General features: G+C 54.7%; 23 protein-coding genes. 18 read left to right on the forward strand and 5 right to left on the reverse strand.

The features are described 5' to 3' along the window. Positions 1-319: 319 nt before the first annotated feature. From cysJ to C5523_RS05355, 4 genes are all read left to right on the forward strand, one after another. A complete protein-coding gene (gene cysJ, locus C5523_RS05340; protein ID WP_108700707.1) occupies positions 320-2,128 on the forward strand; it encodes an NADPH-dependent assimilatory sulfite reductase flavoprotein subunit in 1,809 nt (602 codons plus the stop codon). Beyond that, on the forward strand, positions 2,128-3,840 hold the full coding sequence (gene cysI / locus C5523_RS05345; protein ID WP_108700708.1) for an assimilatory sulfite reductase (NADPH) hemoprotein subunit: 1,713 nt from the start codon (positions 2,128-2,130) through the stop codon (positions 3,838-3,840). Before cysJ ends, cysI begins: the two co-directional genes overlap by 1 nt. A gap of 63 nt (positions 3,841-3,903) precedes the next feature. Then, a complete protein-coding gene (gene cysH / locus C5523_RS05350) occupies positions 3,904-4,638 on the forward strand; it encodes a phosphoadenosine phosphosulfate reductase (RefSeq protein ID WP_039077694.1) in 735 nt (244 codons plus the stop codon). Positions 4,639-5,051: 413 nt separating this feature from the next. Beyond that, the gene (locus C5523_RS05355) at positions 5,052-5,327 is read left to right on the forward strand and encodes a DUF5339 domain-containing protein (protein ID WP_039077693.1); all 276 of its coding nucleotides are present in this window, start codon (positions 5,052-5,054) and stop codon (positions 5,325-5,327) included. Between the two features lie 48 nt (positions 5,328-5,375). Here C5523_RS05355 and C5523_RS05360 read toward each other — a convergent pair whose 3' ends face one another. After that, positions 5,376-6,419, reverse strand: a complete 1,044-nt coding sequence (locus tag C5523_RS05360; protein ID WP_039077692.1) for an aminopeptidase — start codon at positions 6,417-6,419, stop codon at positions 5,376-5,378. A gap of 235 nt (positions 6,420-6,654) precedes the next feature. On the opposite strand from C5523_RS05360, the gene cysG reads away from it, so the two are divergent. The 13 genes from cysG to rpoS all read left to right on the forward strand — a co-directional run bounded on the left by cysG (position 6,655) and on the right by rpoS (position 17,889). Next, a complete protein-coding gene (cysG, locus tag C5523_RS05365; protein WP_107223843.1) occupies positions 6,655-8,070 on the forward strand; it encodes a siroheme synthase CysG in 1,416 nt (471 codons plus the stop codon). A gap of 9 nt (positions 8,071-8,079) precedes the next feature. Then, positions 8,080-8,988: a sulfate adenylyltransferase subunit CysD gene (cysD, locus tag C5523_RS05370; RefSeq protein ID WP_039077690.1), complete on the forward strand. Its 909-nt coding sequence runs from the start codon at positions 8,080-8,082 to the stop codon at positions 8,986-8,988. 9 nt (positions 8,989-8,997) lie between these two features. After that, a complete protein-coding gene (gene cysN, locus C5523_RS05375) occupies positions 8,998-10,425 on the forward strand; it encodes a sulfate adenylyltransferase subunit CysN (protein ID WP_039077689.1) in 1,428 nt (475 codons plus the stop codon). Continuing rightward, positions 10,425-11,030, forward strand: coding sequence for an adenylyl-sulfate kinase (gene cysC / locus C5523_RS05380; RefSeq protein ID WP_039077688.1), 606 nt, complete (start codon positions 10,425-10,427; stop codon positions 11,028-11,030). The genes cysN and cysC overlap by 1 nt, the downstream gene beginning before the upstream one ends. Before the next feature lie 71 nt (positions 11,031-11,101). Then, complete coding sequence (locus C5523_RS05385) at positions 11,102-11,425, forward strand: DUF3561 family protein (RefSeq protein ID WP_039077687.1); 324 nt, start codon at positions 11,102-11,104, stop codon at positions 11,423-11,425. Between the two features lie 174 nt (positions 11,426-11,599). Next, positions 11,600-11,920 carry a cell division protein FtsB gene (gene ftsB / locus C5523_RS05390; protein WP_039077686.1) on the forward strand — a complete coding sequence of 107 codons (321 nt, stop codon included), beginning with the start codon at positions 11,600-11,602 and terminating at the stop codon, positions 11,918-11,920. Between the two features lie 19 nt (positions 11,921-11,939). Further along, a complete protein-coding gene (gene ispD, locus C5523_RS05395; protein WP_039077685.1) occupies positions 11,940-12,632 on the forward strand; it encodes a 2-C-methyl-D-erythritol 4-phosphate cytidylyltransferase in 693 nt (230 codons plus the stop codon). Between the two features lie 17 nt (positions 12,633-12,649). Continuing rightward, positions 12,650-13,129: a 2-C-methyl-D-erythritol 2,4-cyclodiphosphate synthase gene (gene ispF, locus C5523_RS05400; protein ID WP_039077684.1), complete on the forward strand. Its 480-nt coding sequence runs from the start codon at positions 12,650-12,652 to the stop codon at positions 13,127-13,129. Then, on the forward strand, positions 13,126-14,175 hold the full coding sequence (gene truD, locus C5523_RS05405) for a tRNA pseudouridine(13) synthase TruD (protein WP_071193819.1): 1,050 nt from the start codon (positions 13,126-13,128) through the stop codon (positions 14,173-14,175). Before ispF ends, truD begins: the two co-directional genes overlap by 4 nt. Then, entirely contained in the window at positions 14,156-14,917 is a 762-nt protein-coding gene (gene surE / locus C5523_RS05410) for a 5'/3'-nucleotidase SurE (RefSeq protein ID WP_039077682.1), read from the forward strand. The genes truD and surE overlap by 20 nt, the downstream gene beginning before the upstream one ends. After that, the gene (locus tag C5523_RS05415) at positions 14,911-15,537 is read left to right on the forward strand and encodes a protein-L-isoaspartate(D-aspartate) O-methyltransferase (protein ID WP_039077681.1); all 627 of its coding nucleotides are present in this window, start codon (positions 14,911-14,913) and stop codon (positions 15,535-15,537) included. Before surE ends, C5523_RS05415 begins: the two co-directional genes overlap by 7 nt. A 175-nt stretch (positions 15,538-15,712) precedes the next feature. Further along, a complete protein-coding gene (nlpD, locus tag C5523_RS05420; RefSeq protein ID WP_223878793.1) occupies positions 15,713-16,771 on the forward strand; it encodes a murein hydrolase activator NlpD in 1,059 nt (352 codons plus the stop codon). 125 nt (positions 16,772-16,896) lie between these two features. After that, a complete protein-coding gene (rpoS, locus tag C5523_RS05425) occupies positions 16,897-17,889 on the forward strand; it encodes an RNA polymerase sigma factor RpoS (protein WP_039077679.1) in 993 nt (330 codons plus the stop codon). A 58-nt stretch (positions 17,890-17,947) separates the two neighbouring features. Here the strand turns inward: rpoS and C5523_RS05430 are convergent, their stop codons facing one another. Genes C5523_RS05430 through C5523_RS05440 form a run of 3 tightly spaced genes read right to left on the reverse strand, consistent with a single transcriptional unit; the run spans position 17,948 to position 20,214 of the window. Next, entirely contained in the window at positions 17,948-18,184 is a 237-nt protein-coding gene (locus tag C5523_RS05430) for a non-oxidative hydroxyarylic acid decarboxylases subunit D (protein ID WP_039077678.1), read from the reverse strand. 10 nt (positions 18,185-18,194) lie between these two features. After that, positions 18,195-19,622, reverse strand: coding sequence for a non-oxidative hydroxyarylic acid decarboxylases subunit C (locus C5523_RS05435; RefSeq protein WP_039077677.1), 1,428 nt, complete (start codon positions 19,620-19,622; stop codon positions 18,195-18,197). Further along, positions 19,612-20,214 (reverse strand): non-oxidative hydroxyarylic acid decarboxylases subunit B, encoded by a 603-nt coding sequence (locus C5523_RS05440; RefSeq protein ID WP_108700709.1) that lies wholly within the window; start codon positions 20,212-20,214, stop codon positions 19,612-19,614. Before C5523_RS05440 ends, C5523_RS05435 begins: the two co-directional genes overlap by 11 nt. Before the next feature lie 171 nt (positions 20,215-20,385). Between C5523_RS05440 and C5523_RS05445 the strand changes: the two genes are divergently transcribed. After that, complete coding sequence (locus tag C5523_RS05445; protein ID WP_108700710.1) at positions 20,386-20,790, forward strand: MarR family winged helix-turn-helix transcriptional regulator; 405 nt, start codon at positions 20,386-20,388, stop codon at positions 20,788-20,790. A gap of 59 nt (positions 20,791-20,849) precedes the next feature. Here C5523_RS05445 and C5523_RS05450 read toward each other — a convergent pair whose 3' ends face one another. Beyond that, positions 20,850-21,278, reverse strand: a complete 429-nt coding sequence (locus C5523_RS05450; RefSeq protein ID WP_039077674.1) for an OsmC family protein — start codon at positions 21,276-21,278, stop codon at positions 20,850-20,852. Positions 21,279-21,374: the final 96 nt, after the last annotated feature.

Raw genomic sequence — 21,374 nt, forward strand, 5'->3', positions numbered from 1 at the left:
CTGAACTCTCTGACTGGCTAGAAAAACCGCGGCATGGTAGCCGAAATGACCTTTTTTATCATTAACTAAAATCGGCAAAAGCGATTAACCGTTACGCTTTGCCTGATGACCTGTATTTTTCCATTATAAATCAATAGATTAATTAATCTGTTTTACTGTTATAAACTATGAATAAAACAGGTTAGTTCTTTTGGTTATTTATTATTTCCAACCTTTCTTTAATTGTTATTATCCCCGCCGTTAACCTTACTTTCTCTTCTGCTTTTATGGCGCTGACAGGGCGTATAAGCAGCTTTTGCTTACTGGAACATAACGACGCATGACGACTCAGGTCCCACCTTCCGCTTTGCTTCCGCTGAACCCGGAGCAACTGGCACGCCTTCAGGCGGTCACAACCGATTTAACTCCCACCCAGCTTGCCTGGGTTTCCGGCTATTTTTGGGGCGTGCTGAACCAGCAACCCGGAGCGGCAGTTGCAACGGCAACACCTGCGGCGGCCGAGACCCCGACCATTACGCTACTTTCCGCCTCGCAAACCGGTAATGCCCGTCGCGTTGCGGAAGCACTGCGTGACGATCTGCTGGCGGCGAAACTCAACGTCAAACTGGTGAGCGCGGGCGACTATAAATTCAAACAAATCGCTAACGAAAAACTGCTGGTTATTGTTGCTTCCACACAAGGGGAAGGTGAGCCACCGGAAGAGGCCGTTGCGTTACATAAGTTCCTGTTCTCGAAAAAAGCGCCGAAGCTTGATGGCACTGCTTTCGCCGTGCTGGGGCTTGGCGATACGTCTTATGAATTTTTCTGCCAGGCAGGCAAAGATTTTGACAGCAAACTGGCTGAACTGGGTGCCGAGCGCCTGCTGGATCGCGTCGACGCAGACGTTGAGTTCCAGGCCGCCGCCGCTGAATGGCGCGCGCGCGTAGTTGAAGTACTGAAAGCACGAGTCCCGAAAGAGACGCCGGCCCAGGCCGCTGTGACGGCAACGGGGGCGGTGAATGAGGTTTTCTCCAGCCCTTATACGAAAGAAGAACCGCTGACCGCGACACTCTCAGTGAATCAAAAAATCACGGGTCGTGACTCAGAAAAAGATGTGCGTCATATCGAAATCGATCTGGGCGATTCTGGCCTGCGCTATCAGCCGGGCGACGCGCTGGGCGTCTGGTATCAGAACGATCCGGCACTGGTGAAAGAGCTGGTTGAGCTGCTGTGGCTTAAAGGCGATGAACCGGTCAGCGTCGACGGCAAAACTCTGCCGCTGTCCGAAGCGCTGCAGTGGCATTTCGAATTGACGGTCAACACCGGCAATATAGTGGAAAACTATGCCACTCTGACCCGCAGCGAATCATTGTTGCCGCTGGTGGGCGATAAGGCCAAATTACAGCACTATGCGGCGACCACGCCGATTGTGGATATGGTGCGTTTCTCCCCGGCACAACTGGATGCCACTGCGCTGATTGGCCTGCTGCGTCCGCTGACACCGCGTCTTTACTCCATCGCCTCTTCGCAGGCGGAAGTGGAAACCGAAGTGCACGTCACTGTCGGTGTGGTGCGCTATGACATTGAAGGTCGCGCGCGTGCGGGTGGGGCGTCGAGCTTCCTCGCCGATCGCGTGGAAGAAGAGGGCGAAGTGCGTGTGTTCATCGAACATAACGATAACTTCCGTCTGCCTGCCAACCCGGAAACGCCGGTCATCATGATTGGGCCGGGTACCGGTATCGCACCGTTCCGCGCCTTTATGCAGCAGCGAGCGGCAGATGGGGCAGAAGGCAAAAACTGGCTGTTCTTCGGCAACCCGCACTTTACGGAAGATTTCCTCTACCAGGTTGAGTGGCAGCGTTACGTCAAAGAAGGCGTGCTGAACCGTATCGATCTGGCCTGGTCGCGTGACCAAAAAGAAAAAGTATACGTACAAGACAAACTGCGTCAGCAAGGCGCGGAACTGTGGCGCTGGATTAATGACGGTGCGCACATTTATGTCTGCGGCGACGCGAATCGCATGGCGAAGGACGTTGAGCAGGCTTTACTGGACGTGATTGCCGAATTTGGCGCGATGGACGCCGAAGCGGCGGACGAATATTTAAGTGAGCTGCGCGTAGAGCGCCGTTACCAGCGAGATGTCTACTAATGAGTGAAAAACATCCAGGCCCACTGGTGGTCGAAGGTAAACTGACAGACGCCGAGCGCATGAAGCTGGAAAGCAACTATCTGCGCGGGACCATTGCGGAAGATCTTAACGACGGGCTGACCGGCGGCTTTAAAGGCGACAACTTTCTGCTGATCCGTTTCCACGGCATGTACCAGCAGGATGATCGCGATATTCGCGCTGAGCGTGCTGCACAGAAGCTGGAGCCGCGTCATGCGATGCTGCTGCGCTGCCGCCTGCCGGGAGGCGTGATCACCACCAAACAGTGGCAGGCGATTGATAAGTTCGCCGCTGAGAACACCATTTACGGCAGTATCCGCCTGACCAATCGTCAGACGTTCCAGTTCCACGGCATTCTGAAAAAGAACGTGAAACCGGTACACCAGATGCTGCACTCTGTTGGTCTGGACGCCCTGGCGACCGCTAATGACATGAACCGTAACGTGTTGTGTACCTCCAACCCGTACGAGTCAGAATTGCACGCCGAAGCCTATGAGTGGGCGAAGAAGATCTCTGAACATCTGCTGCCGCGTACCCGCGCTTACGCAGAGATCTGGCTCGATCAGGAAAAAGTAGCGACCACCGATGAAGAGCCGATCCTCGGTCAGACCTATCTGCCGCGTAAGTTTAAAACTACGGTCGTGATCCCGCCGCAGAACGATATCGATCTGCACGCCAACGACATGAACTTTGTCGCGGTCGCGGAAAACGGCAAGCTGGTGGGCTTTAACCTGCTGGTGGGCGGCGGTCTGTCCATCGAGCATGGTAATAAGAAAACCTATGCCCGCACGGCGAGCGAGTTTGGGTATCTGCCGGTTGAGCATACGCTGGCGGTTGCCGAAGCCGTTGTCACCACTCAGCGTGACTGGGGTAACCGTACCGACCGTAAAAACGCGAAGACCAAATATACGCTGGAACGTGTGGGTGTTGAGACCTTCAAAGCGGAAGTTGAGCGTCGTGCAGGTATCAAATTCGAACCGATTCGTCCGTATGAATTTACCGGGCGCGGCGATCGCATTGGCTGGGTGAAAGGGGTCGATAATAAATGGCATCTGACGCTGTTTATCGAAAACGGTCGTATTCTCGATTATCCGGGGCGTCCGCTGAAAACGGGTCTGCTGGAGATCGCGAAGATCCATAAAGGCGAGTTCCGTATTACGGCAAACCAGAACCTGATCATTGCCGGTGTGCCGGATAGCCAGAAGGCGAAAATCGAAAAAATCGCGCGCCAGAGCGGCCTGATGGATGCCGTAACGCCACAGCGTGAAAATTCGATGGCCTGTGTGTCATTCCCGACCTGTCCGCTGGCGATGGCCGAAGCAGAGCGCTTCCTGCCGTCGTTTATCGATAAAGTGGAAGAGGTGATGGCGAAGCATGGTTTGAGTGATGAGCATATCGTGACGCGCGTGACGGGTTGCCCGAACGGCTGTGGCCGCGCGATGCTGGCGGAAGTGGGCCTGGTGGGGAAAGCGCCTGGTCGCTATAACCTGCATCTGGGCGGTAACCGCATCGGTACGCGCATCCCGCGCATGTTCAAAGAGAACATTACCGAGACGGAAATCATTGCCTCGCTCGATGAACTGGTAGGGCGCTGGGCGAAAGAACGCGAAGCGGGTGAAGGGTTCGGTGATTTCACCATCCGTGCGGGCATTATCCGCCCGGTGCTCGACCCGGCGCGCGATCTCTGGGATTAAGCTTCCTTGCCTTCCCCCTCTCCTTAGGGAGGGGTGAGGGAAGTAAACATACGAGAGGTAATTATGTCCGTACTCGATCTATCTGCCCTGAATGCTCTGTCGAAAGACGACCGCACGCTGGCGCTGGCGGAGGCTAACGCCCAACTGGAAGCGCAAACCGCAGAGGAACGCGTGGCCTGGGCGCTGGAAAATCTGCCGGGTGAGTATGTGCTTTCGTCCAGTTTTGGTATCCAGGCGGCGGTGAGCCTGCATCTGGTGAATCAGGTGCGCCCGAACATTCCGGTTATCCTGACGGACACAGGTTATCTGTTCCCGGAAACCTATCAGTTTATTGATGAGCTGACCGAGAAGCTTGGCCTGAATCTGCAGATTTACCGTGCGCCGCAAAGCCCAGCCTGGCAGGAAGCACGCTACGGCAAGCTGTGGGAGCAGGGCGTTGAGGGTATTGAAAAATACAACGACATCAACAAAGTTGAGCCGATGAACCGGGCGCTGAAAGAACTGAACGCCCGGACATGGTTTGCAGGCCTGCGTCGTGAACAGTCCAGTAGCCGTGCCAACCTGCCTGTGCTGGATATTCAGCGCGGTGTTTTCAAAGTGCTGCCGATCATCGACTGGGATAACCGTACGGTGTATCAGTACCTGCAAAAACACGGCCTGAAATATCATCCGCTGTGGGATGAAGGCTACCTGTCTGTGGGCGATACGCACACCACCCGTAAATGGGAACCGGGCATGGCAGAAGAGGACACCCGCTTCTTCGGCCTGAAACGCGAGTGCGGCCTGCACGAAGGCTGATTTTTGGCTTTTCAGTAAATAGATAAGATAAGCGCCCGGCTAACCACCGGGCGTTTTTTATGGGTTATACGCTGGTGAAATGAGAGTTTGTACATGGTGTGGTTTTCTTTAATGAGTAAAATCAAAGAATTACCGATCTTAAAAAAGACGGAAATGTTGGTAGAATTTTGGGAGTGGTAATTGCTGTTTAAATTTAATGAGTTACGTTTAGAGTGTTCCCCGCGCCAGCGGGGATAAACCGGACGAGGAAAAAATCGTAGCGCTTATCAACAAGTGTTCCCCGCGCCAGCAGGGATCCCCCGCCACATACTCCATCTCCATGTCCGATTCCGGACATATTCCCACGCACGGATTCTGCTATCGTATTGGCGCCATTTGGGATGGCGTTAATTTAATCACTCAGGGATATGACAATGAAAAAGATCGCGCTGGCGGCGCTGCTGATGGGGATGTGCACTGCGTCTTATGCGGAAACCGAAACCTGCAAACAATACTTCGCTGAAATGGACAGCTTCATCAAAGAAGCGTCAAAACATGAAGAAGCGAAAGCGCAGGTGGACATGCTGAAAACCCAGCTCGCGGAAGGCAGAAAACAGCTTGAGACTTACAGCGTAGAGCAACAGGATGCAGGCTGTAAGCAGGGACTGGCGGCAGTAAAACAACTTAATGCCTCACTGGGCATCAAATAACAAAAAGGGAGCCGATGCTCCCTTTTTTCGTTTTTACGAACAGCAGATTTACTTTGTCCCCGCCTTTGCCAGTTCTTTGACCAACGGCAGCATAATACGCACTACATCGCGGCTGCGTCGGTCGATACGCCCCGGCAGGGCCTGATCGATATGCTGGACGTTATCGAGCTTGATGTTATGCCAGCTCACGCCATCCGGGAAGGATTTCGATTTCGCGCGCTGCTGATAGCCATCCTTTTTCCCCAAATTCCAGTTGGTGGCCTCAACGGATAGCACCGGAATACCGGCATTATCAAAGACTTCTGCATCATTGCAGCAGCTTGTTCCCTGAGGATAATCAGGGTTAAGGCCCGGATTGGAGGTCGCGCTAATCCCCAGAGAGCGTGCGATAGCCAGCGCCCTGTCACGGGTGAGCTTACGCACCGATGCGGGGGTTTTCTTACCGCTGTTGAAATAGAGATTATCGCCGACAATAAGGTTATCGAGATTAATCACCAGCAGCGTTTGCTTCTTCTCGTGCTCACTCATGCGTTTGAGGAAGTTCTCGGCCCCGAGGTTACCTTGCTCTTCACCGCTGGTCGCCACAAAGCGAATAGTGTATTCCGTTGGCACCGATTTCAGTTGTTCCGCCAGCTCCAGCATCGCTCCCACTCCTGAGGCGTTATCATCGAGCCCCTGTAGCGTCAGACCACCCAGATTATTGTCGGTATCCGCATCGCTGCGCGGCGCGTAGGTGTCCAGATGCGCCACAATAATGATCTGCTGTGGGTGCTTGCCTTCATGCGCGGCAATAACGGTGCTGCCGGTGACGTTCTGCCAGTTGTGCTGATTACTACGAGAAGCCCAACTGTAGCGGCTGTTGAATTTGCGGATGTCACTCTGATAGCCCATCTGCGCAAACTGCTGGCGTATATAATCTGCTGCGAGCATTTCAGCCGGCGAGCCGGTCATGCGGCCGGGAAAATAGGTGGCGATATGGCGCGCCTGATTACTTGCAAATTCACCGGGATGAGGTGCTCGTGCCTGAGCAGAAAAAATAAAGCATACGCCGAGCGCCAGGGCAGCGGTACGGTGGCGCAATGCGGAGAGCATAGAGAGTCCTTTTACGACAAAAATTTTATCGCGCTTAGTATGAAACTGTGACCCGGTTTACACAATTTCATTTGTTCTTAACTCTGCAAAAATGTGGTGGTTAAGCACTTTTTGGCATTTGCTTTTTTATCTCGTTATTCCTTTGCGGAACTACTCATTCCAATTCGTAATTTCATTCACTCTACTCTCCCCCCTATAGTCCCACTATTACTGGTTGCGAGTGAGTTGTTGCCCTGTGGATTACCTTCCTTTATTTGCTGACGTCAAAGACCGCCCCGTGTTGGTTGTCGGTGGTGGCGACGTTGCCGCTCGTAAGATTGCTTTTTTACGCCGCGCGGGGGCACGCGTGCTGGTGGTGACAAAACATCTCGAACCCTCACTACAACAGTTGGTGGATGAGCAAGAGATCCACCTGCTGGCGGATACGTTCGATGAAGCGCAACTCGACAACGTCTTTCTGGTGATTGCAGCAACGGATGACGGGGACGTCAATCGTCGTGTCTTTGACGCCGCAAATGCCCGCCATCGTCTTGTCAACGTGGTAGATGACCAGCCGCTGTGCTCATTTATCTTCCCGTCGATTGTTGACCGCTCGCCGCTGCTGGTGGCGATCTCTTCCGGCGGCAACGCACCGGTACTGGCGCGATTGCTGCGTGAAAAAATTGAAGCGTTGTTGCCCGCGAACTTAGGCCGTATGGCTGAGGTGGCCGGGCGCTGGCGCACGCGCATTAAAGCATTTCGTAAAACCACCGATGAACGTCGTCGTTTCTGGGAGAGCGCTTTTCGTGGCCGCTTTGCCAGCCTGATGGCGGCGGGCAAAGAGCAGGCCGCGGAACAGGTGCTGGCTGATGAACTCGCGAAACCGGGCAGTAGCACCGGCGAAATCATTCTGGTTGGCGCGGGGCCTGGTGATGCCGGGCTGCTAACGTTGCGTGGTTTGCAGGTTATCCAGCAGGCTGACGTGGTGTTTTACGATCATCTGGTAACCGATGGCGTGCTGGAACTCGTACGCCGCGATGCGGAACTGATCAGCGTGGGTAAACGCGCAGGCTCGCACCTGGTTGCGCAGCATGATACCAATCGCATGCTGGTTGAGGCCGCGCAGGCGGGCAAAACTGTGGTGCGGTTGAAAGGCGGCGACCCGTTTATCTTTGGTCGCGGTGGCGAAGAGTTACAGGCGGCTGCGGCAGCAGGTATCCCCTTCCAGGTGGTGCCCGGCGTGACGGCGGCATCCGGCGCGACGGCTTACGCAGGCATTCCGCTGACACACCGCGACTACGCGCAAAGTGCCACCTTTGTTACCGGACATTACAAAGCCGACAGCGCACCGTTTGACTGGTCGCAACTGGCGCAAAGTCGCCAGACGCTGGCTATCTATATGGGTACGATGAAAGCGGCAGAAATTGGCGAACAACTCATCGCTCACGGGCGAGAGGCACAGACACCGGTCGCGGTGATTTCGCGCGGCACACGGGCTGACCAGCAGGTCAGAACCGGCACATTACAACAACTTGAGGAACTGGCGAAAGATGCGCCAATGCCCGCCCTGCTGGTCGTGGGCGAGGTGGTACAACTGCATCATGAACTCGCCTGGTTTCAACACACGACAGGCCCGGAAGCGTTTGACGCCTCCGTGGTGAATCTGGCTTAAGGAACGGTTATGGATCAAAAACGACTCACTCACCTGCGACAACTGGAAGCCGAAAGCATCCATATCATTCGCGAGGTGGCCGCCGAATTCTCCAATCCGGTGATGATGTATTCCATCGGTAAAGACTCCAGCGTGATGCTGCATCTGGCGCGTAAAGCCTTCTATCCTGGTACGCTGCCATTCCCGCTGTTGCATGTGGACACCGGCTGGAAATTCCGTGAGATGTATGAGTTCCGTGACCGCACCGCGAAAGCGTATGGCTGTGAGCTGCTGGTGCACAAAAACCCGGAAGGGGTGGCGATGGGCATTAACCCATTCGTCCACGGCAGCGCCAAGCACACCGATATCATGAAAACCGAAGGGCTTAAGCAGGCGCTGAACAAATACGGTTTTGATGCGGCCTTCGGCGGCGCACGCCGTGACGAAGAGAAGTCCCGCGCCAAAGAGCGAATCTACTCTTTCCGCGATCGCTTCCACCGCTGGGACCCGAAAAATCAGCGTCCTGAACTGTGGCACAACTACAACGGCCAGATTAACAAAGGCGAGAGCATCCGCGTGTTCCCTCTCTCAAACTGGACCGAGCTGGATATCTGGCAGTATATCTACCTGGAAAATATCGAAATTGTTCCGCTGTATCTGGCCGCAGAGCGCCCGGTGCTGGAGCGCGACGGCATGCTGATGATGATCGACGACGATCGTATCGACCTGCAACCTGGCGAAGTGATCGAACAGCGGATGGTGCGTTTCCGTACGCTTGGCTGCTGGCCGCTGACCGGCGCTGTGGAGTCCGAAGCGCAGACGCTGCCGGAAATTATCGAAGAGATGCTGGTTTCCACCACCAGTGAACGTCAGGGCCGCGTGATTGACCGCGACCAGGCAGGCTCCATGGAGCTGAAAAAACGTCAGGGATACTTCTAAGGAGCCGCCATGAATACCACTATTGCCCAACAAATTGCCAACGAAGGCGGCGTCGAAGCGTACCTGCACGCACAGCAGCACAAAAGCCTGCTGCGTTTTCTGACCTGCGGCAGCGTCGATGACGGGAAAAGCACCCTGATTGGCCGCCTGCTGCATGACACGCGCCAGATTTATGAAGATCAGCTCTCTACGCTGCACAATGACAGCAAACGTCACGGCACCCAGGGGGAAAAACTCGACCTGGCCCTGTTGGTCGACGGCCTGCAGGCGGAACGTGAACAGGGCATCACCATCGACGTGGCGTACCGTTACTTCTCAACCGAGAAGCGCAAATTTATCATTGCCGACACCCCGGGGCACGAACAGTACACCCGTAATATGGCTACCGGTGCGTCAACCTGTGATCTCGCGATCCTGTTGATTGACGCCCGTAAAGGCGTGCTGGATCAGACCCGTCGCCACAGCTTTATCTCCACCCTGCTGGGCATTAAACACCTGGTGGTGGCGGTCAATAAAATGGATCTGGTCGGCTTTAGCGAAGAGACCTTTGAGAACATTCGTCAAGAGTACCTGACCTTTGCTGAACAGCTACCGGGCAATCTGGACATTCGCTTTGTACCGCTGTCGGCGCTGGAAGGGGATAACGTCGCCAGCCAGAGCGCCAACATTCCGTGGTACAGCGGCCCGACGCTGCTGGAAGTCCTCGAAACCGTCGAAATTCAGCGCGTTGTGGACACCCAGCCGATGCGTTTCCCGGTGCAGTACGTTAACCGCCCGAACCTCGATTTCCGTGGCTTCTCCGGTACGCTGGCCTCGGGCAGCGTGAAGGTTGGCCAGCGCATCAAAGCACTGCCGTCTGGGGTGGAATCCACCGTTGCGCGCATCGTGACCTTTGATGGCGACCTACAGGAAGCCCATGCGGGTGAAGCGATTACCCTGGTACTTAAGGACGAGATCGACATCAGCCGTGGCGATCTGATCCTGGATGCCCAGGAGAGCGTGCCTGCGGTGCAGAGCGCGTCCCTCGACGTAGTATGGATGGCTGAGCAGCCGCTGGCGCCAGGACAGAGCTTTGACATCAAAGTGGCCGGTAAAAAGACCCGCGCCCGCGTCGATGCCATTCAATATCAGGTAGATATTAACAATCTCACCCAGCGTCAGGTGGATACGCTGCCGTTAAACGGTATCGGTCTGGTCGATTTGACCTTTGATGAGCCGCTGACCCTGGATGCGTATCAACAAAACCCGGTGACTGGCGGTGTTATCTTTATCGACCGCCTGAGCAACGTGACCGTAGGCGCCGGCATGGTGCGTGAAGTGCATCAGCAGGAGACGACTGTACCGTCGCAGTTCAGCGCCTTTGAGCTGGAGTTGAATCAGCTTATCCGTAAACATTTCCCACACTGGGGCGCGCGTGATTTGCTGGGAGGTAAGTAATGGCCGCTCATGATGAGAACGTCGTCTGGCATCCTCATCCGGTGACCGTTGCGCAGCGTGAGCAACTCCACGGCCACCGTGGGGTTGTGCTGTGGTTTACCGGGCTGTCTGGTTCCGGTAAATCGACGGTAGCGGGGGCGCTGGAAGAGGCATTACATCAGCAGGGTGTCAGTACTTACCTGCTCGATGGTGATAATGTGCGTCACGGCCTGTGTAGCGATCTGGGTTTTAGCGATGAAGACCGCAAAGAGAACATTCGCCGGGTCGGGGAAGTCGCCAGCCTGATGGCTGATGCCGGGCTGGTGGTGCTGACCGCGTTTATCTCCCCGCACCGTGCTGAGCGGCAGATGGTGCGTGAGCGCGTGGGGGAAGGGCGTTTTATAGAAGTTTTCGTGGATACGCCGCTGGCGATTTGCGAAGCACGCGACCCGAAGGGACTTTATAAAAAAGCGCGCGCGGGGGAGTTACGCAACTTCACCGGCATCGACGCCGTTTACGAAGCGCCTGAAACACCCGAAGTTCACCTGCAAGGTGAACAATTGGTAACAAATTTGGTGAGCCAATTATTAGACCTCATGAGACGGGACGATATGATCAGATCCTGAGACAGTGCCGGGGATACGCAGAACGTGGGGCGTATCCTGTTTCGTCGGCCAGTCAGTTAATGGGATCAGATATGCGTAATAGTCAGAACATCACCATCTCAAGGTCGGATACCATCACGACCAGCGAAGAGACCACCTGGTCCCTGCCTGGGGCCGCAGTGGGCTTTGTCGCGTGGCTGTTGGCGCTGGCTATCCCTTTTCTGATTTACGGTCCTAACACGCTGTTCTTCCTCCTCTACACCTGGCCTTTCTTCCTTGCGTTGATGCCCGTTTCGGTTGTGGTGGGTATAGCCCTGCATTCCATCGTCAATGGCAAACTGCTCTACAGCATTGTCCTCACTGCGCTCACGGTTGTGGCCATGTTTGGCGCGTTGTTTATGTGGCTGATGGGCTAAAGCCATCCATACTTCAAACCGTAACTCACATTAAGACGATGTGTCCTGGGGACAACCCTACGGAAAGGTGCGTAAATATGTTACATTCTGTCGCGGTGACTCGTTATCACCCGGCCCCGGTGTGGAGTCTGAGAAAAAGTTATGGGATGATGATGCCGTTTTTCAGGGGGCAGGATGGGTAAACTAACGCTGCTATTGCTGGCTTTGCTGGTCTGGCTACAGTATTCACTGTGGTTTGGCAAAAATGGTCTTCACGACTATAGCCGTGTCAGCGAAGATGTGGGCGCACAGCAGGCGACAAACGCCAAATTAAAAGCGCGAAACGATCAACTCTTTGCTGAAATTGACGATCTCAATGGCGGCCAGGAAGCGATTGAGGAACGCGCTCGCAACGAATTAACGATGACCAAACCGGGCGAAACCTTTTATCGTCTGGTGCCGGACGCGTCCAAACGCAACCAGGGGTCAGTACAGAACACACAAAATAATCGATAAACAATCCCGGGTTTACGACATGTCTGTAATTATTCCGGACGTTTGTGCGGTGGTGCCGGCTGCCGGATTTGGCCGCCGCATGCAAACGGAATGTCCCAAGCAATATCTTTCCATTGGCGATAAAACGATCCTCGAACACGCGGTGGCGGCCTTGCTGGTCAACCCGAACGTGGGGCGTGTCATTATCGCCGTCAGCCCCGGTGATGAGCGCTTTGCCCGCTTGCCGCTGGCGCAACACCCCGCCATTACCGTTGTGGCTGGTGGCGCTGAACGTGCGGACTCCGTACTGGCGGGGCTGAAAGCCGCGCAAGGGGCTCAGTGGGTACTGGTGCATGACGCCGCACGTCCTTGCCTGCATCAGGATGATTTAAATCGCCTGCTACAACTGCGTGAAACCAGCCGGGTCGGCGGTATTCTTGCCGCGCCGGTTCGCGACACCATGAAGCGTGCTGAACCTGGTAAAACGGCTATTGCCCACACCGTTGAGCGTAACGATTTATGGCATGCGCTCACGCCGCAATTTTTCCCTCTGGAACTCCTGCACGACTGCCTGACGCGTGCGCTCAACGAAGGCGCGACCATCACCGATGAGGCCTCGGCACTCGAATATTGTGGATTCCACCCGGAACTGGTCGCCGGACGCGCGGATAATATTAAGGTGACGCGTCCTGAGGATCTGAAACTTGCAGAATTTTATCTCACCCATTCTTAACACCAGGAGAAGGCATAATGCGCATTGGACACGGTTTTGACGTACACGCATTTGGCGGCGATGGCCCCATTATTATCGGTGGCGTTCGCATTCCCTGGGAGAAAGGCCTGCTGGCGCACTCCGATGGCGACGTCGCGTTGCATGCCCTGACCGATGCCCTGTTAGGCGCGGCGGCGTTGGGGGATATTGGTAAGCTGTTCCCGGATACCGATCCGTCGTTCAAAGGGGCAGACAGCCGTGCGCTGCTGCGCGAGGCATGGCGTCGCATCCAGGCCAAAGGCTACGTGATTGGCAATGTGGACGTCACTATCATCGCGCAGGCACCGAAAATGTTGCCGCATATCCCGCAGATGCGCGTGTTTATCGCCGAAGATTTGGGCTGCCACATGGACGACGTGAACGTGAAGGCAACCACGACCGAGAAACTCGGTTTTACCGGACGTGGCGAAGGTATTGCCTGTGAGGCGGTGGCGCTCCTGCTTAAGGCGGCGAAATGACCGGCTTCGACCAGCTAACCTATTTGCACGGTAAACCTGCGGCTAGCGGTTTACTGAAAGCCAATCCGGAAGATTTCGTGGTTATCGAGGACTTAGGCTTCGAACCCGACGGTGAAGGTGAACATATTCTGGTGCGAATTCTGAAAAACGGCTGCAATACGCGCTTTGTTGCCGACGCGCTGGCGAAGTTCCTTAAAATACACGCCCGTGAAGTCAGCTTTGCCGGGCAGAAAGATAAACACGCGGTGACCGAGCAATGGCTATGCGCGCGCGTGCCGGGTAAAGATATGCCGGACCTGAGCGCGTTTCAGCCGGAAGGCTGTAAAGTGCTGGAATATGCCCGCCATAAGCGCAAACTGCGTTTAGGCGCGCTTAAAGGCAACAGTTTCACCCTTGTGCTGCGCGAAATCAGCAACCGGGACGACGTGGAATCCCGCCTGCAGGCAATCCGCGAGGGCGGCGTACCGAACTATTTTGGTGCGCAACGTTTTGGCATCGGCGGCAGCAATCTACAGGGGGCGCTACGTTGGGCTCAAAGCGATGCCCCGGTGCGCGATCGTAATAAGCGCAGTTTTTGGTTGTCGGCGGCACGCAGTGCATTGTTTAATCAGATTGTTAGCGAGCGCCTGAAAAAAACAGACTTTAATCAAGTTGTTGACGGCGATGCGCTACAATTATCGGGGCGCGGAAGTTGGTTTGTGGCGACCGCAGAAGAGCGTGCTGAGCTGCAGACGCGCGTTGATGATAAAGCGCTGATGATTACCGCCTCAATGCCGGGAAGCGGCGAATGGGGAACGCAGGGCGAAGCGCTGTCATTTGAACAGGCCGCCGTTGCCGATGCGCCGGAACTGCAGGCGTTGCTGGTACGTGAAAAGGTTGAGGCGTCGCGCCGCGCAATGCTGCTCTTTCCGCAACAATTAAGCTGGAACTGGTGGGATGACGTGACCGTCGAGTTACGCTTCTGGCTGCCGGCAGGTAGCTTCGCCACCAGTGTGGTAAGGGAAATTATCAATACTTTGGGTGATTATGCGAATATTGCTGAGTAACGATGACGGGATTCATGCGCCAGGTATTCAGACGCTGGCAAAGGCCCTGCGGGAGTTTGCCGACGTACAGGTCGTGGCTCCCGATCGTAACCGTAGCGGCGCATCCAACTCGTTAACGCTGGAATCCTCCCTCCGAACTTTCACCTTCGAAAACGGCGACATTGCGGTGCAGATGGGCACCCCGACCGACTGTGTCTATCTGGGCGTCAACGCGCTGATGCGCCCGCGCCCGGACGTTGTCGTCTCTGGCATTAACGCCGGGCCGAACCTTGGGGATGATGTTATCTATTCTGGTACTGTCGCGGCAGCGATGGAAGGACGCCATCTGGGCTTTCCGGCCCTGGCGGTGTCATTAAACGGCCAGACGCATTACGAGACAGCCGCGGCTGTCACCTGCTCCATTCTGCGTGCGCTGTCGCGCGAGCCGTTACGTACCGGGCGTATTCTGAATATTAATGTCCCGGACTTGCCGCTCAGTGAAATCAAGGGTATTCGTGTTACCCGCTGCGGTAGTCGTCATCCTGCGGATAAGGTCATTCCGCAGCAGGATCCACGAGGCAACACGCTTTACTGGATTGGCCCTCCGGGCGAGAAATACGACGCCGGGCCGGATACCGATTTTGCCGCCATCGATGAGGGTTTTGTTTCTGTCACCCCGCTACACGTGGATTTAACTGCGCATAGCGCGCATGATGTGGTTTCGGGCTGGCTGGATCGCGCCGGAGTGACTGAACGATGGTGAACAGACGCGTACAAACACTGCTTGATCAATTACGCGCGCAGGGCATTACCGATGAGCATGTGCTGGAAGCCATCTCTCTGGTACCGCGCGAGAAATTTATCGATGAGGCGTTTGAACATAAGGCCTGGGATAACGTGGCGCTGCCTATCGGCCAGGGCCAGACTATCTCTCAGCCTTATATGGTGGCGCGGATGACGGCTTTACTCGAGCTGACACCGCAATCCAGGGTGCTGGAAATTGGCACGGGGTCTGGTTATCAGACTGCGATACTGGCGCATCTGGTGCATCACGTTTGTACGGTTGAACGCATTAAAAGTCTGCAATGGCACGCACGACGTCGCCTTAAACAACTTGATTTACATAATGTTTCAACTCGACATGGCGATGGCTGGCAGGGTTGGCAGGCACGGGGTCCATTTGATGCCATTATTGTCACCGCCGCACCGCCAGAAATTCCGGCGGCGTTGATGTCCCAACTGGATGAAGGCGGGATTCTCGTTTTACCTGTGGGCGACGAGCAGCAACTTCTTAAACGTGTTCGTCGGCGGGGAGGCGAATTTGTAATCGATACCGTGGAAGCCGTGCGCTTTGTGCCGCTGGTTAAAGGCGAACTGGCCTGATAAACAGATTTTTCCTGATGTTTTCATGCCGCATCAGCGTATGGTGGGCAAATTTGCCGAAACCGTTCACGGTTAATTTTAAGTCATTGGTAGCTAACACATTCCTGGGGGATAAATGAGCACGGGAAGCCCTAAATTCACCGTAAGCCGTGTTGCGGCACTATCACTGGTTTCTATCTGGCTGGCAGGCTGTACTAGCTCCAGCAACGCACCCGCTCCGGTCAGTTCGGTGGGTGGCAACACCAGCTCCAGCAGCAATTCCGGAATGTTAATCACTCCGCCACCAAAAATCGGTACCGCGTCACAGCCGCAAATTCAGCCCGTACAGCCCGTTCAGCGCCCGGTACAGACCGCGCCTGTTCAGTCTGTTCCGGAACAGCCTGTTCAGACTGTTAATGGCAAAATCATCTATAACCGTCAGTATGGGAACATTCCGAAAGGGAGCTATACCGGCGGCAGTACCTATACCGTAAAACGCGGTGATACTTTATTTTATATTGCGTGGATAACCGGGAACGATTTCCGCGATCTTGCCCAGCGCAACCATGTTGCTGCACCCTACGGCTTGACAGTGGGTCAAACCTTGCAAGTGGGTAATGCATCAGGTACGCCAATAACGGGCGGAAACGCGATAACTCAGGCAGATGCGAGCGCACAAGGAATTGTCTCAAAACCTGCACAAAATTCCACCGTAGCTGTTGCTTCAAAACCAACAATTACGTATTCTGAGGATTCAGGTGAACAAAGTGCTAACAAAATGTTGCCGAACAACAAGCCTGCGACCCCTGTCACAGCGCCTGTTACGGCTCCAACTGTCAGCACGACCGAACCGACCATCAGCAGCACGTCAACCAGTACGCCGATTGCTTCCTGGCGCTGGCCGACAGATGGCAAAGTTATCGACAACTTCTCTGCTACCGAAGGTGGCAACAAAGGTGTTGATATCGCAGGTAGCAAAGGACAGGCAATCGTCGCGACCGCAGATGGGCGCGTCGTCTATGCCGGTAACGCGCTTCGCGGTTACGGTAATCTTATTATCATCAAACATAACGATGATTACCTGAGTGCCTACGCCCATAACGATACGATGCTGGTCCGGGAACAACAAGAAGTTAAGGCGGGGCAAAAAATCGCTACCATGGGTAGCTCCGGAACCAGTTCTACACGCTTGCATTTTGAAATTCGTTACAAGGGGAAATCCGTAAACCCGCTGCGCTATTTGCCGCAGCGATAAATCGGCAAAGTGGTTGAACCGTTCCTCATTGTTGTCGTTGCAGCGCGCGCAGATGCCGCTGCAATGGTCAGTAATGAAGTGCTTTTCAGGTGCTTTGTCCAGGGATCACGGGTAGGAGCCACCTTATGAGTCAGAATACGCTGAAAGTTCATGATTTAAATGAAGATGCGGAATTTGATGAGAACGGAGTAGAGGCTTTTGATGAGAAAGCCTTAGTTGAAGAGGAACCCAGTGATAACGACCTGGCCGAAGAGGAATTGTTATCGCAGGGCGCTACCCAGCGTGTGCTGGATGCGACTCAGCTTTATCTTGGGGAAATTGGTTATTCCCCACTGCTAACGGCCGAAGAAGAAGTTTATTTTGCACGTCGCGCTTTGCGTGGTGACGTTGCTTCTCGCCGCCGCATGATCGAAAGTAACCTGCGTCTGGTAGTGAAAATTGCCCGTCGTTATAGCAATCGTGGCCTGGCGTTGCTGGACCTGATTGAAGAAGGGAACCTGGGCCTGATCCGTGCGGTTGAAAAATTCGACCCGGAACGTGGTTTCCGTTTCTCCACCTATGCGACCTGGTGGATTCGTCAGACTATTGAACGGGCGATTATGAATCAAACCCGTACTATCCGTCTGCCAATCCATATTGTTAAAGAGCTGAACGTCTACCTGCGTACCGCGCGTGAGTTGTCCCATAAACTGGACCACGAACCGAGTGCGGAAGAGATTGCCGAACAACTCGACAAGCCGGTCGATGATGTGAGTCGCATGCTGCGCCTCAACGAGCGTATCACCTCGGTGGATACACCGCTGGGCGGTGATTCCGAGAAAGCGTTGCTGGATATCCTGGCCGATGAAAAAGAAAACGGCCCGGAAGACACAACGCAAGATGACGATATGAAACAGAGCATCGTCAAATGGCTGTTCGAACTGAACGCCAAACAGCGTGAAGTGCTGGCACGTCGTTTCGGTCTGCTGGGATATGAAGCAGCAACGCTGGAAGATGTGGGTCGTGAAATCGGTCTGACACGCGAGCGCGTACGTCAGATTCAGGTTGAAGGTCTGCGCCGTCTGCGTGAAATCCTGCAGGCGCAAGGGCTGAATATCGAAGCGCTTTTCCGCGAATAAGCATTGAACATCAAAAGGCCGGTCAAATGACCGGCCTTTTTCTTGCGCGCTTTCCGGCTTAACGCTTATCTGCCGCCAGCAGCGGTGGGATCGTTGGCACCTGCGGAGCGTCATCAATATCTTTTTGCGTCATACGAAACGCCTCCGGATAGTGTTCGCGGCTGGTGCGGCGTAGTGGCTCGGTATCGCGCCAGGTATACAGACAATGCTGGCACTGATAAACGGTCCAGATACCTTTCACCGGTGAGGTTGCCATCACCTCAATGTGTTCATCGGCACAACGTGGACAAATCATTCTCTTCTCCTTATTTACGTGCGGCCAGCATGGCGGTCAGTTTTTCAACCCACTCTTTGGTTTCAGGGAGATCCTGTACCGGTTGGCTGTAGTGACCGCGCGTATCCGGTGCGACCGGCGTCGTCGCGTCGATAATCAGTTTGTCGGTAATGCCTGCCGGGCTTGAGCCTGGGTCCAGCTCCAGTACCGACATATTCGGTAACTGCACAAGATCGCCTGCCGGGTTCACTTTTGACGACAGCGCCCACATCACCTGCGGCAGGTTGAACGGGTCAACGTCTTCATCGACCATAATGACCATTTTTACATAGCCCAGGCCATGCGGCGTGGTCATGGCGCGCAGGCCCACCGCGCGGGCAAAACCGCCGTAGCGTTTTTTGGTGGAGATGATGGCCAGCAGGCCGTGGGTGTACATGGCATTCACAGCCTGCACTTCCGGGAACTCCGCTTTTAACTGTTGATACAGGGGGACGCAGGTCGCCGGGCCAATCAGGTAGTCGATTTCAGTCCACGGCATACCCAGGTAAAGCGATTCAAAAATCGGTTTTGTGCGATAAGAGACTTTATCGATACGCACGACCGTCATATTGCGTCCACCGGAATAGTGACCGGTAAATTCGCCGAAGGGGCCTTCGATTTCGCGTTTACGCCCCTCGATAACCCCTTCGAGGATCACTTCCGAGCCCCACGGTACATCAAAACCGGTGAGCGGCGCGGTGGCGATGGGGTAAGGACTTTCGCGCAGCGCCCCGGCCATTTCGTATTCAGACTGATCGTATTTCAGCGGCGTGGCACCCATCAGGGTGATGATCGGATCGTTCCCGAGCGTGATCGCAACCGGCAAGTCTTCGCCACGCTCCTCCGCTTTATGCAGATGTAGCGCAATGTCGTGCATCGGCACCGGCTGCAGGCCCAGTTTGCGTTTGCCTTTCACTTCCATACGGTAGATGCCGACGTTTTGCTTACCAAAATGGTCAGGATCGACCGGATCGCGGGAGACAACGCACGCTTTATCAAGATAGAAACCGCCATCGCCATCGTTCAGACGAAACAGCGGAAGGATGTCAAACAGGTTAATCTCTTCACCATCGACAGTATTTTCCGCCCAAAGCGGATTTGCACGGCGCTCCGGTGCGACAGGGAAGGTATCCCAGCGGCGGATAAACTCGTCAATCTGCTTTTTAACTGGCGTGTTCGATGGCAACCCCATAGAGATCGCATGATTCTGCCAGGAACCAATGGTGTTCATTGCCACGCGCGCATCGGTAAAGCCGCGAATATTATCGAACCACAGTGCAGGCGCGCCGTCGCCGATACGCCCGGTGGCATTGGCCGCCGCCGCAATATCTGGCTCGGCGTTAACCTCTTCACTGATTTTCAGCAGTTGTCCCTGATCATCAAGGGCTTGCAAGAAGCTTCGTAAATCATCAAAAGCCATATTCTTTCTCCTGTGAAAAATGCTGTGCCGCCTGCAGGCCTTCCCAACGGCGTGCTCTGCTGTGCTCCAGATCAAACTGATCGAGCACGCGGGTCACGATATGCTGGGTAATGTCATCAACAGTCTGCGGATGGTTGTAATACGCGGGCATGGGAGGGACCATCGCCACCCCCATGCGGGAAAGCGCTAACATATTTTCTAAATGAATGGTGCTAAGCGGCATTTCACGCGGGACGAGCACCAGTTTGCGGCCCTCTTTGAGCACCACATCGGCGGCGCGACCAACCAGCCCTTCGGCGTAGCCCGCACGGATACCTGCCAGCGTTTTCATGCTGCAGGGAATAATTATCATGCCGTCGGTGCGAAACGAGCCTGAGGAGATGGTGGCTGCCTGATCGGCCGGGTTATGAGTGACATCAGCCAGTGCCGCCACTTCGCGGGCAGTCCAGGGCGTTTCCAGTTCAATAGTGGTTTTCGCCCACTTCGACATCACCAGATGAGTTTCAACCTCTGGCATCTCCCGTAGCGCTTGCAATAACGCCACGCCTAATGGTGCGCCGGTTGCCCCCGTCATCCCGATTATCAGTTTCATTCACCACCTCAATCATTGTTCGTATGCGAACGTTTTGAAATAACCTACTCCTGAGGATCGTCACAGACAAGATTGTTCGTATACATGCGCATTTTTTGCTAAAAAAAGTCGCGTTAAAATTCGGCAAGTTAATGGCTATCATAGGGAGGAGAAACCCATAACGGAGCATTCATGGAGTTAAGAAAAGAGGCCTTTCACCTGCTACGTCAGCTATTCCAGCAGCACACGGCGCGCTGGCAACAGGTACTGCCGGAACTGACCAAACCACAATATGCGGTGATGCGTTCTATTGCCGAAAATCCCGGTATTGAACAGGTCGCCCTGACGGAGGTGGCGGTCAGCACGAAAGCGACCCTCGCGGAAATGCTCAGCCGTATGGAGACGCGTGGTCTGGTCCGCCGTGAGCACGATCCGGACGATAAACGACGCCGTTTTTTATTTTTGACCGAGGAAGGTGAAGCGGTGCTGAATGCAAGCATCCCGGTGGGTAATGGCGTGGACGCAGAGTTTCTTGGCAAGTTAAGCGAGGAAGAACGTGAGCAATTCACGAAGCTTGTTCGTCGGATGATGCGCTGAGTCAGTAGGGAAGGGCAGGAAACAATCCGGACGGAGTGTTTCCTGCAAAATACGACGTATTAGTTCAGCGTGTATTCCAGCGAGATTTCCGCATTTAATACTTTCGATACCGGACAACCGGCTTTGGCTTTCTGAATGGCTTCATCAAATTTAGCAGGGTCGGCACCCGGTACTTTTACCGCACTTTTCAGGGCGACTTTGGTAATCGCGAACCCGCCGTCAACCTGGTCCAGCGTGACGGTTGCCGTTGTGTCGATACTATCTGCCGTGTAGCCTACTTCGCCCAGAATGAGCGAAAGCGCCATTGAGAAACAGGCCGCATGTGCCGCGCCGATCAGCTCTTCCGGGTTAGTCCCCTGAACGCCTTCGAAACGGGTGTTGAAGCCATAAGGAAGTTCTTTAAGGGCACCGCTTTCTGTTGAAACAGTCCCTTTCCCACGTTTCAGATCACCTTCCCAGTGAGCCTGCCCTTTCTTGTGAATTGCCATAGCATGGTTCCTTTTCATTATTGAGAGAAATCAGTCGAGACAAATAAAAAGTATAGAAGCCGATATCGGGCTTGCCTGGCATTCGGGGAAATTATT

Origin of the sequence: Phytobacter sp. SCO41, from assembly GCF_003073275.1 — a bacterium.
In the GTDB taxonomy this organism is placed as follows: domain Bacteria; phylum Pseudomonadota; class Gammaproteobacteria; order Enterobacterales; family Enterobacteriaceae; genus Phytobacter; species Phytobacter diazotrophicus.

Coding starts and splice junctions, on each gene's coding strand:
- C5523_RS05440 (WP_108700709.1), bottom strand. CDS start 20,214: ATGAAACTGATAATCGGGATGACGGGGGCAACCGGCGCACCATTAGGC.
- C5523_RS05355 (WP_039077693.1), top strand. CDS start 5,052: ATGAAAAAGATCGCGCTGGCGGCGCTGCTGATGGGGATGTGCACTGCG.
- C5523_RS05450 (WP_039077674.1), bottom strand. CDS start 21,278: ATGGCAATTCACAAGAAAGGGCAGGCTCACTGGGAAGGTGATCTGAAA.
- C5523_RS05430 (WP_039077678.1), bottom strand. CDS start 18,184: ATGATTTGTCCACGTTGTGCCGATGAACACATTGAGGTGATGGCAACC.
- cysC (WP_039077688.1), top strand. CDS start 10,425: ATGGCCGCTCATGATGAGAACGTCGTCTGGCATCCTCATCCGGTGACC.
- C5523_RS05435 (WP_039077677.1), bottom strand. CDS start 19,622: ATGGCTTTTGATGATTTACGAAGCTTCTTGCAAGCCCTTGATGATCAG.
- ispF (WP_039077684.1), top strand. CDS start 12,650: ATGCGCATTGGACACGGTTTTGACGTACACGCATTTGGCGGCGATGGC.
- C5523_RS05385 (WP_039077687.1), top strand. CDS start 11,102: ATGCGTAATAGTCAGAACATCACCATCTCAAGGTCGGATACCATCACG.
- C5523_RS05445 (WP_108700710.1), top strand. CDS start 20,386: ATGGAGTTAAGAAAAGAGGCCTTTCACCTGCTACGTCAGCTATTCCAG.
- surE (WP_039077682.1), top strand. CDS start 14,156: ATGCGAATATTGCTGAGTAACGATGACGGGATTCATGCGCCAGGTATT.
- cysJ (WP_108700707.1), top strand. CDS start 320: ATGACGACTCAGGTCCCACCTTCCGCTTTGCTTCCGCTGAACCCGGAG.
- ftsB (WP_039077686.1), top strand. CDS start 11,600: ATGGGTAAACTAACGCTGCTATTGCTGGCTTTGCTGGTCTGGCTACAG.
- cysN (WP_039077689.1), top strand. CDS start 8,998: ATGAATACCACTATTGCCCAACAAATTGCCAACGAAGGCGGCGTCGAA.
- rpoS (WP_039077679.1), top strand. CDS start 16,897: ATGAGTCAGAATACGCTGAAAGTTCATGATTTAAATGAAGATGCGGAA.
- ispD (WP_039077685.1), top strand. CDS start 11,940: ATGTCTGTAATTATTCCGGACGTTTGTGCGGTGGTGCCGGCTGCCGGA.
- truD (WP_071193819.1), top strand. CDS start 13,126: ATGACCGGCTTCGACCAGCTAACCTATTTGCACGGTAAACCTGCGGCT.
- cysD (WP_039077690.1), top strand. CDS start 8,080: ATGGATCAAAAACGACTCACTCACCTGCGACAACTGGAAGCCGAAAGC.
- C5523_RS05360 (WP_039077692.1), bottom strand. CDS start 6,419: ATGCTCTCCGCATTGCGCCACCGTACCGCTGCCCTGGCGCTCGGCGTA.
- cysI (WP_108700708.1), top strand. CDS start 2,128: ATGAGTGAAAAACATCCAGGCCCACTGGTGGTCGAAGGTAAACTGACA.
- C5523_RS05415 (WP_039077681.1), top strand. CDS start 14,911: ATGGTGAACAGACGCGTACAAACACTGCTTGATCAATTACGCGCGCAG.
- cysH (WP_039077694.1), top strand. CDS start 3,904: ATGTCCGTACTCGATCTATCTGCCCTGAATGCTCTGTCGAAAGACGAC.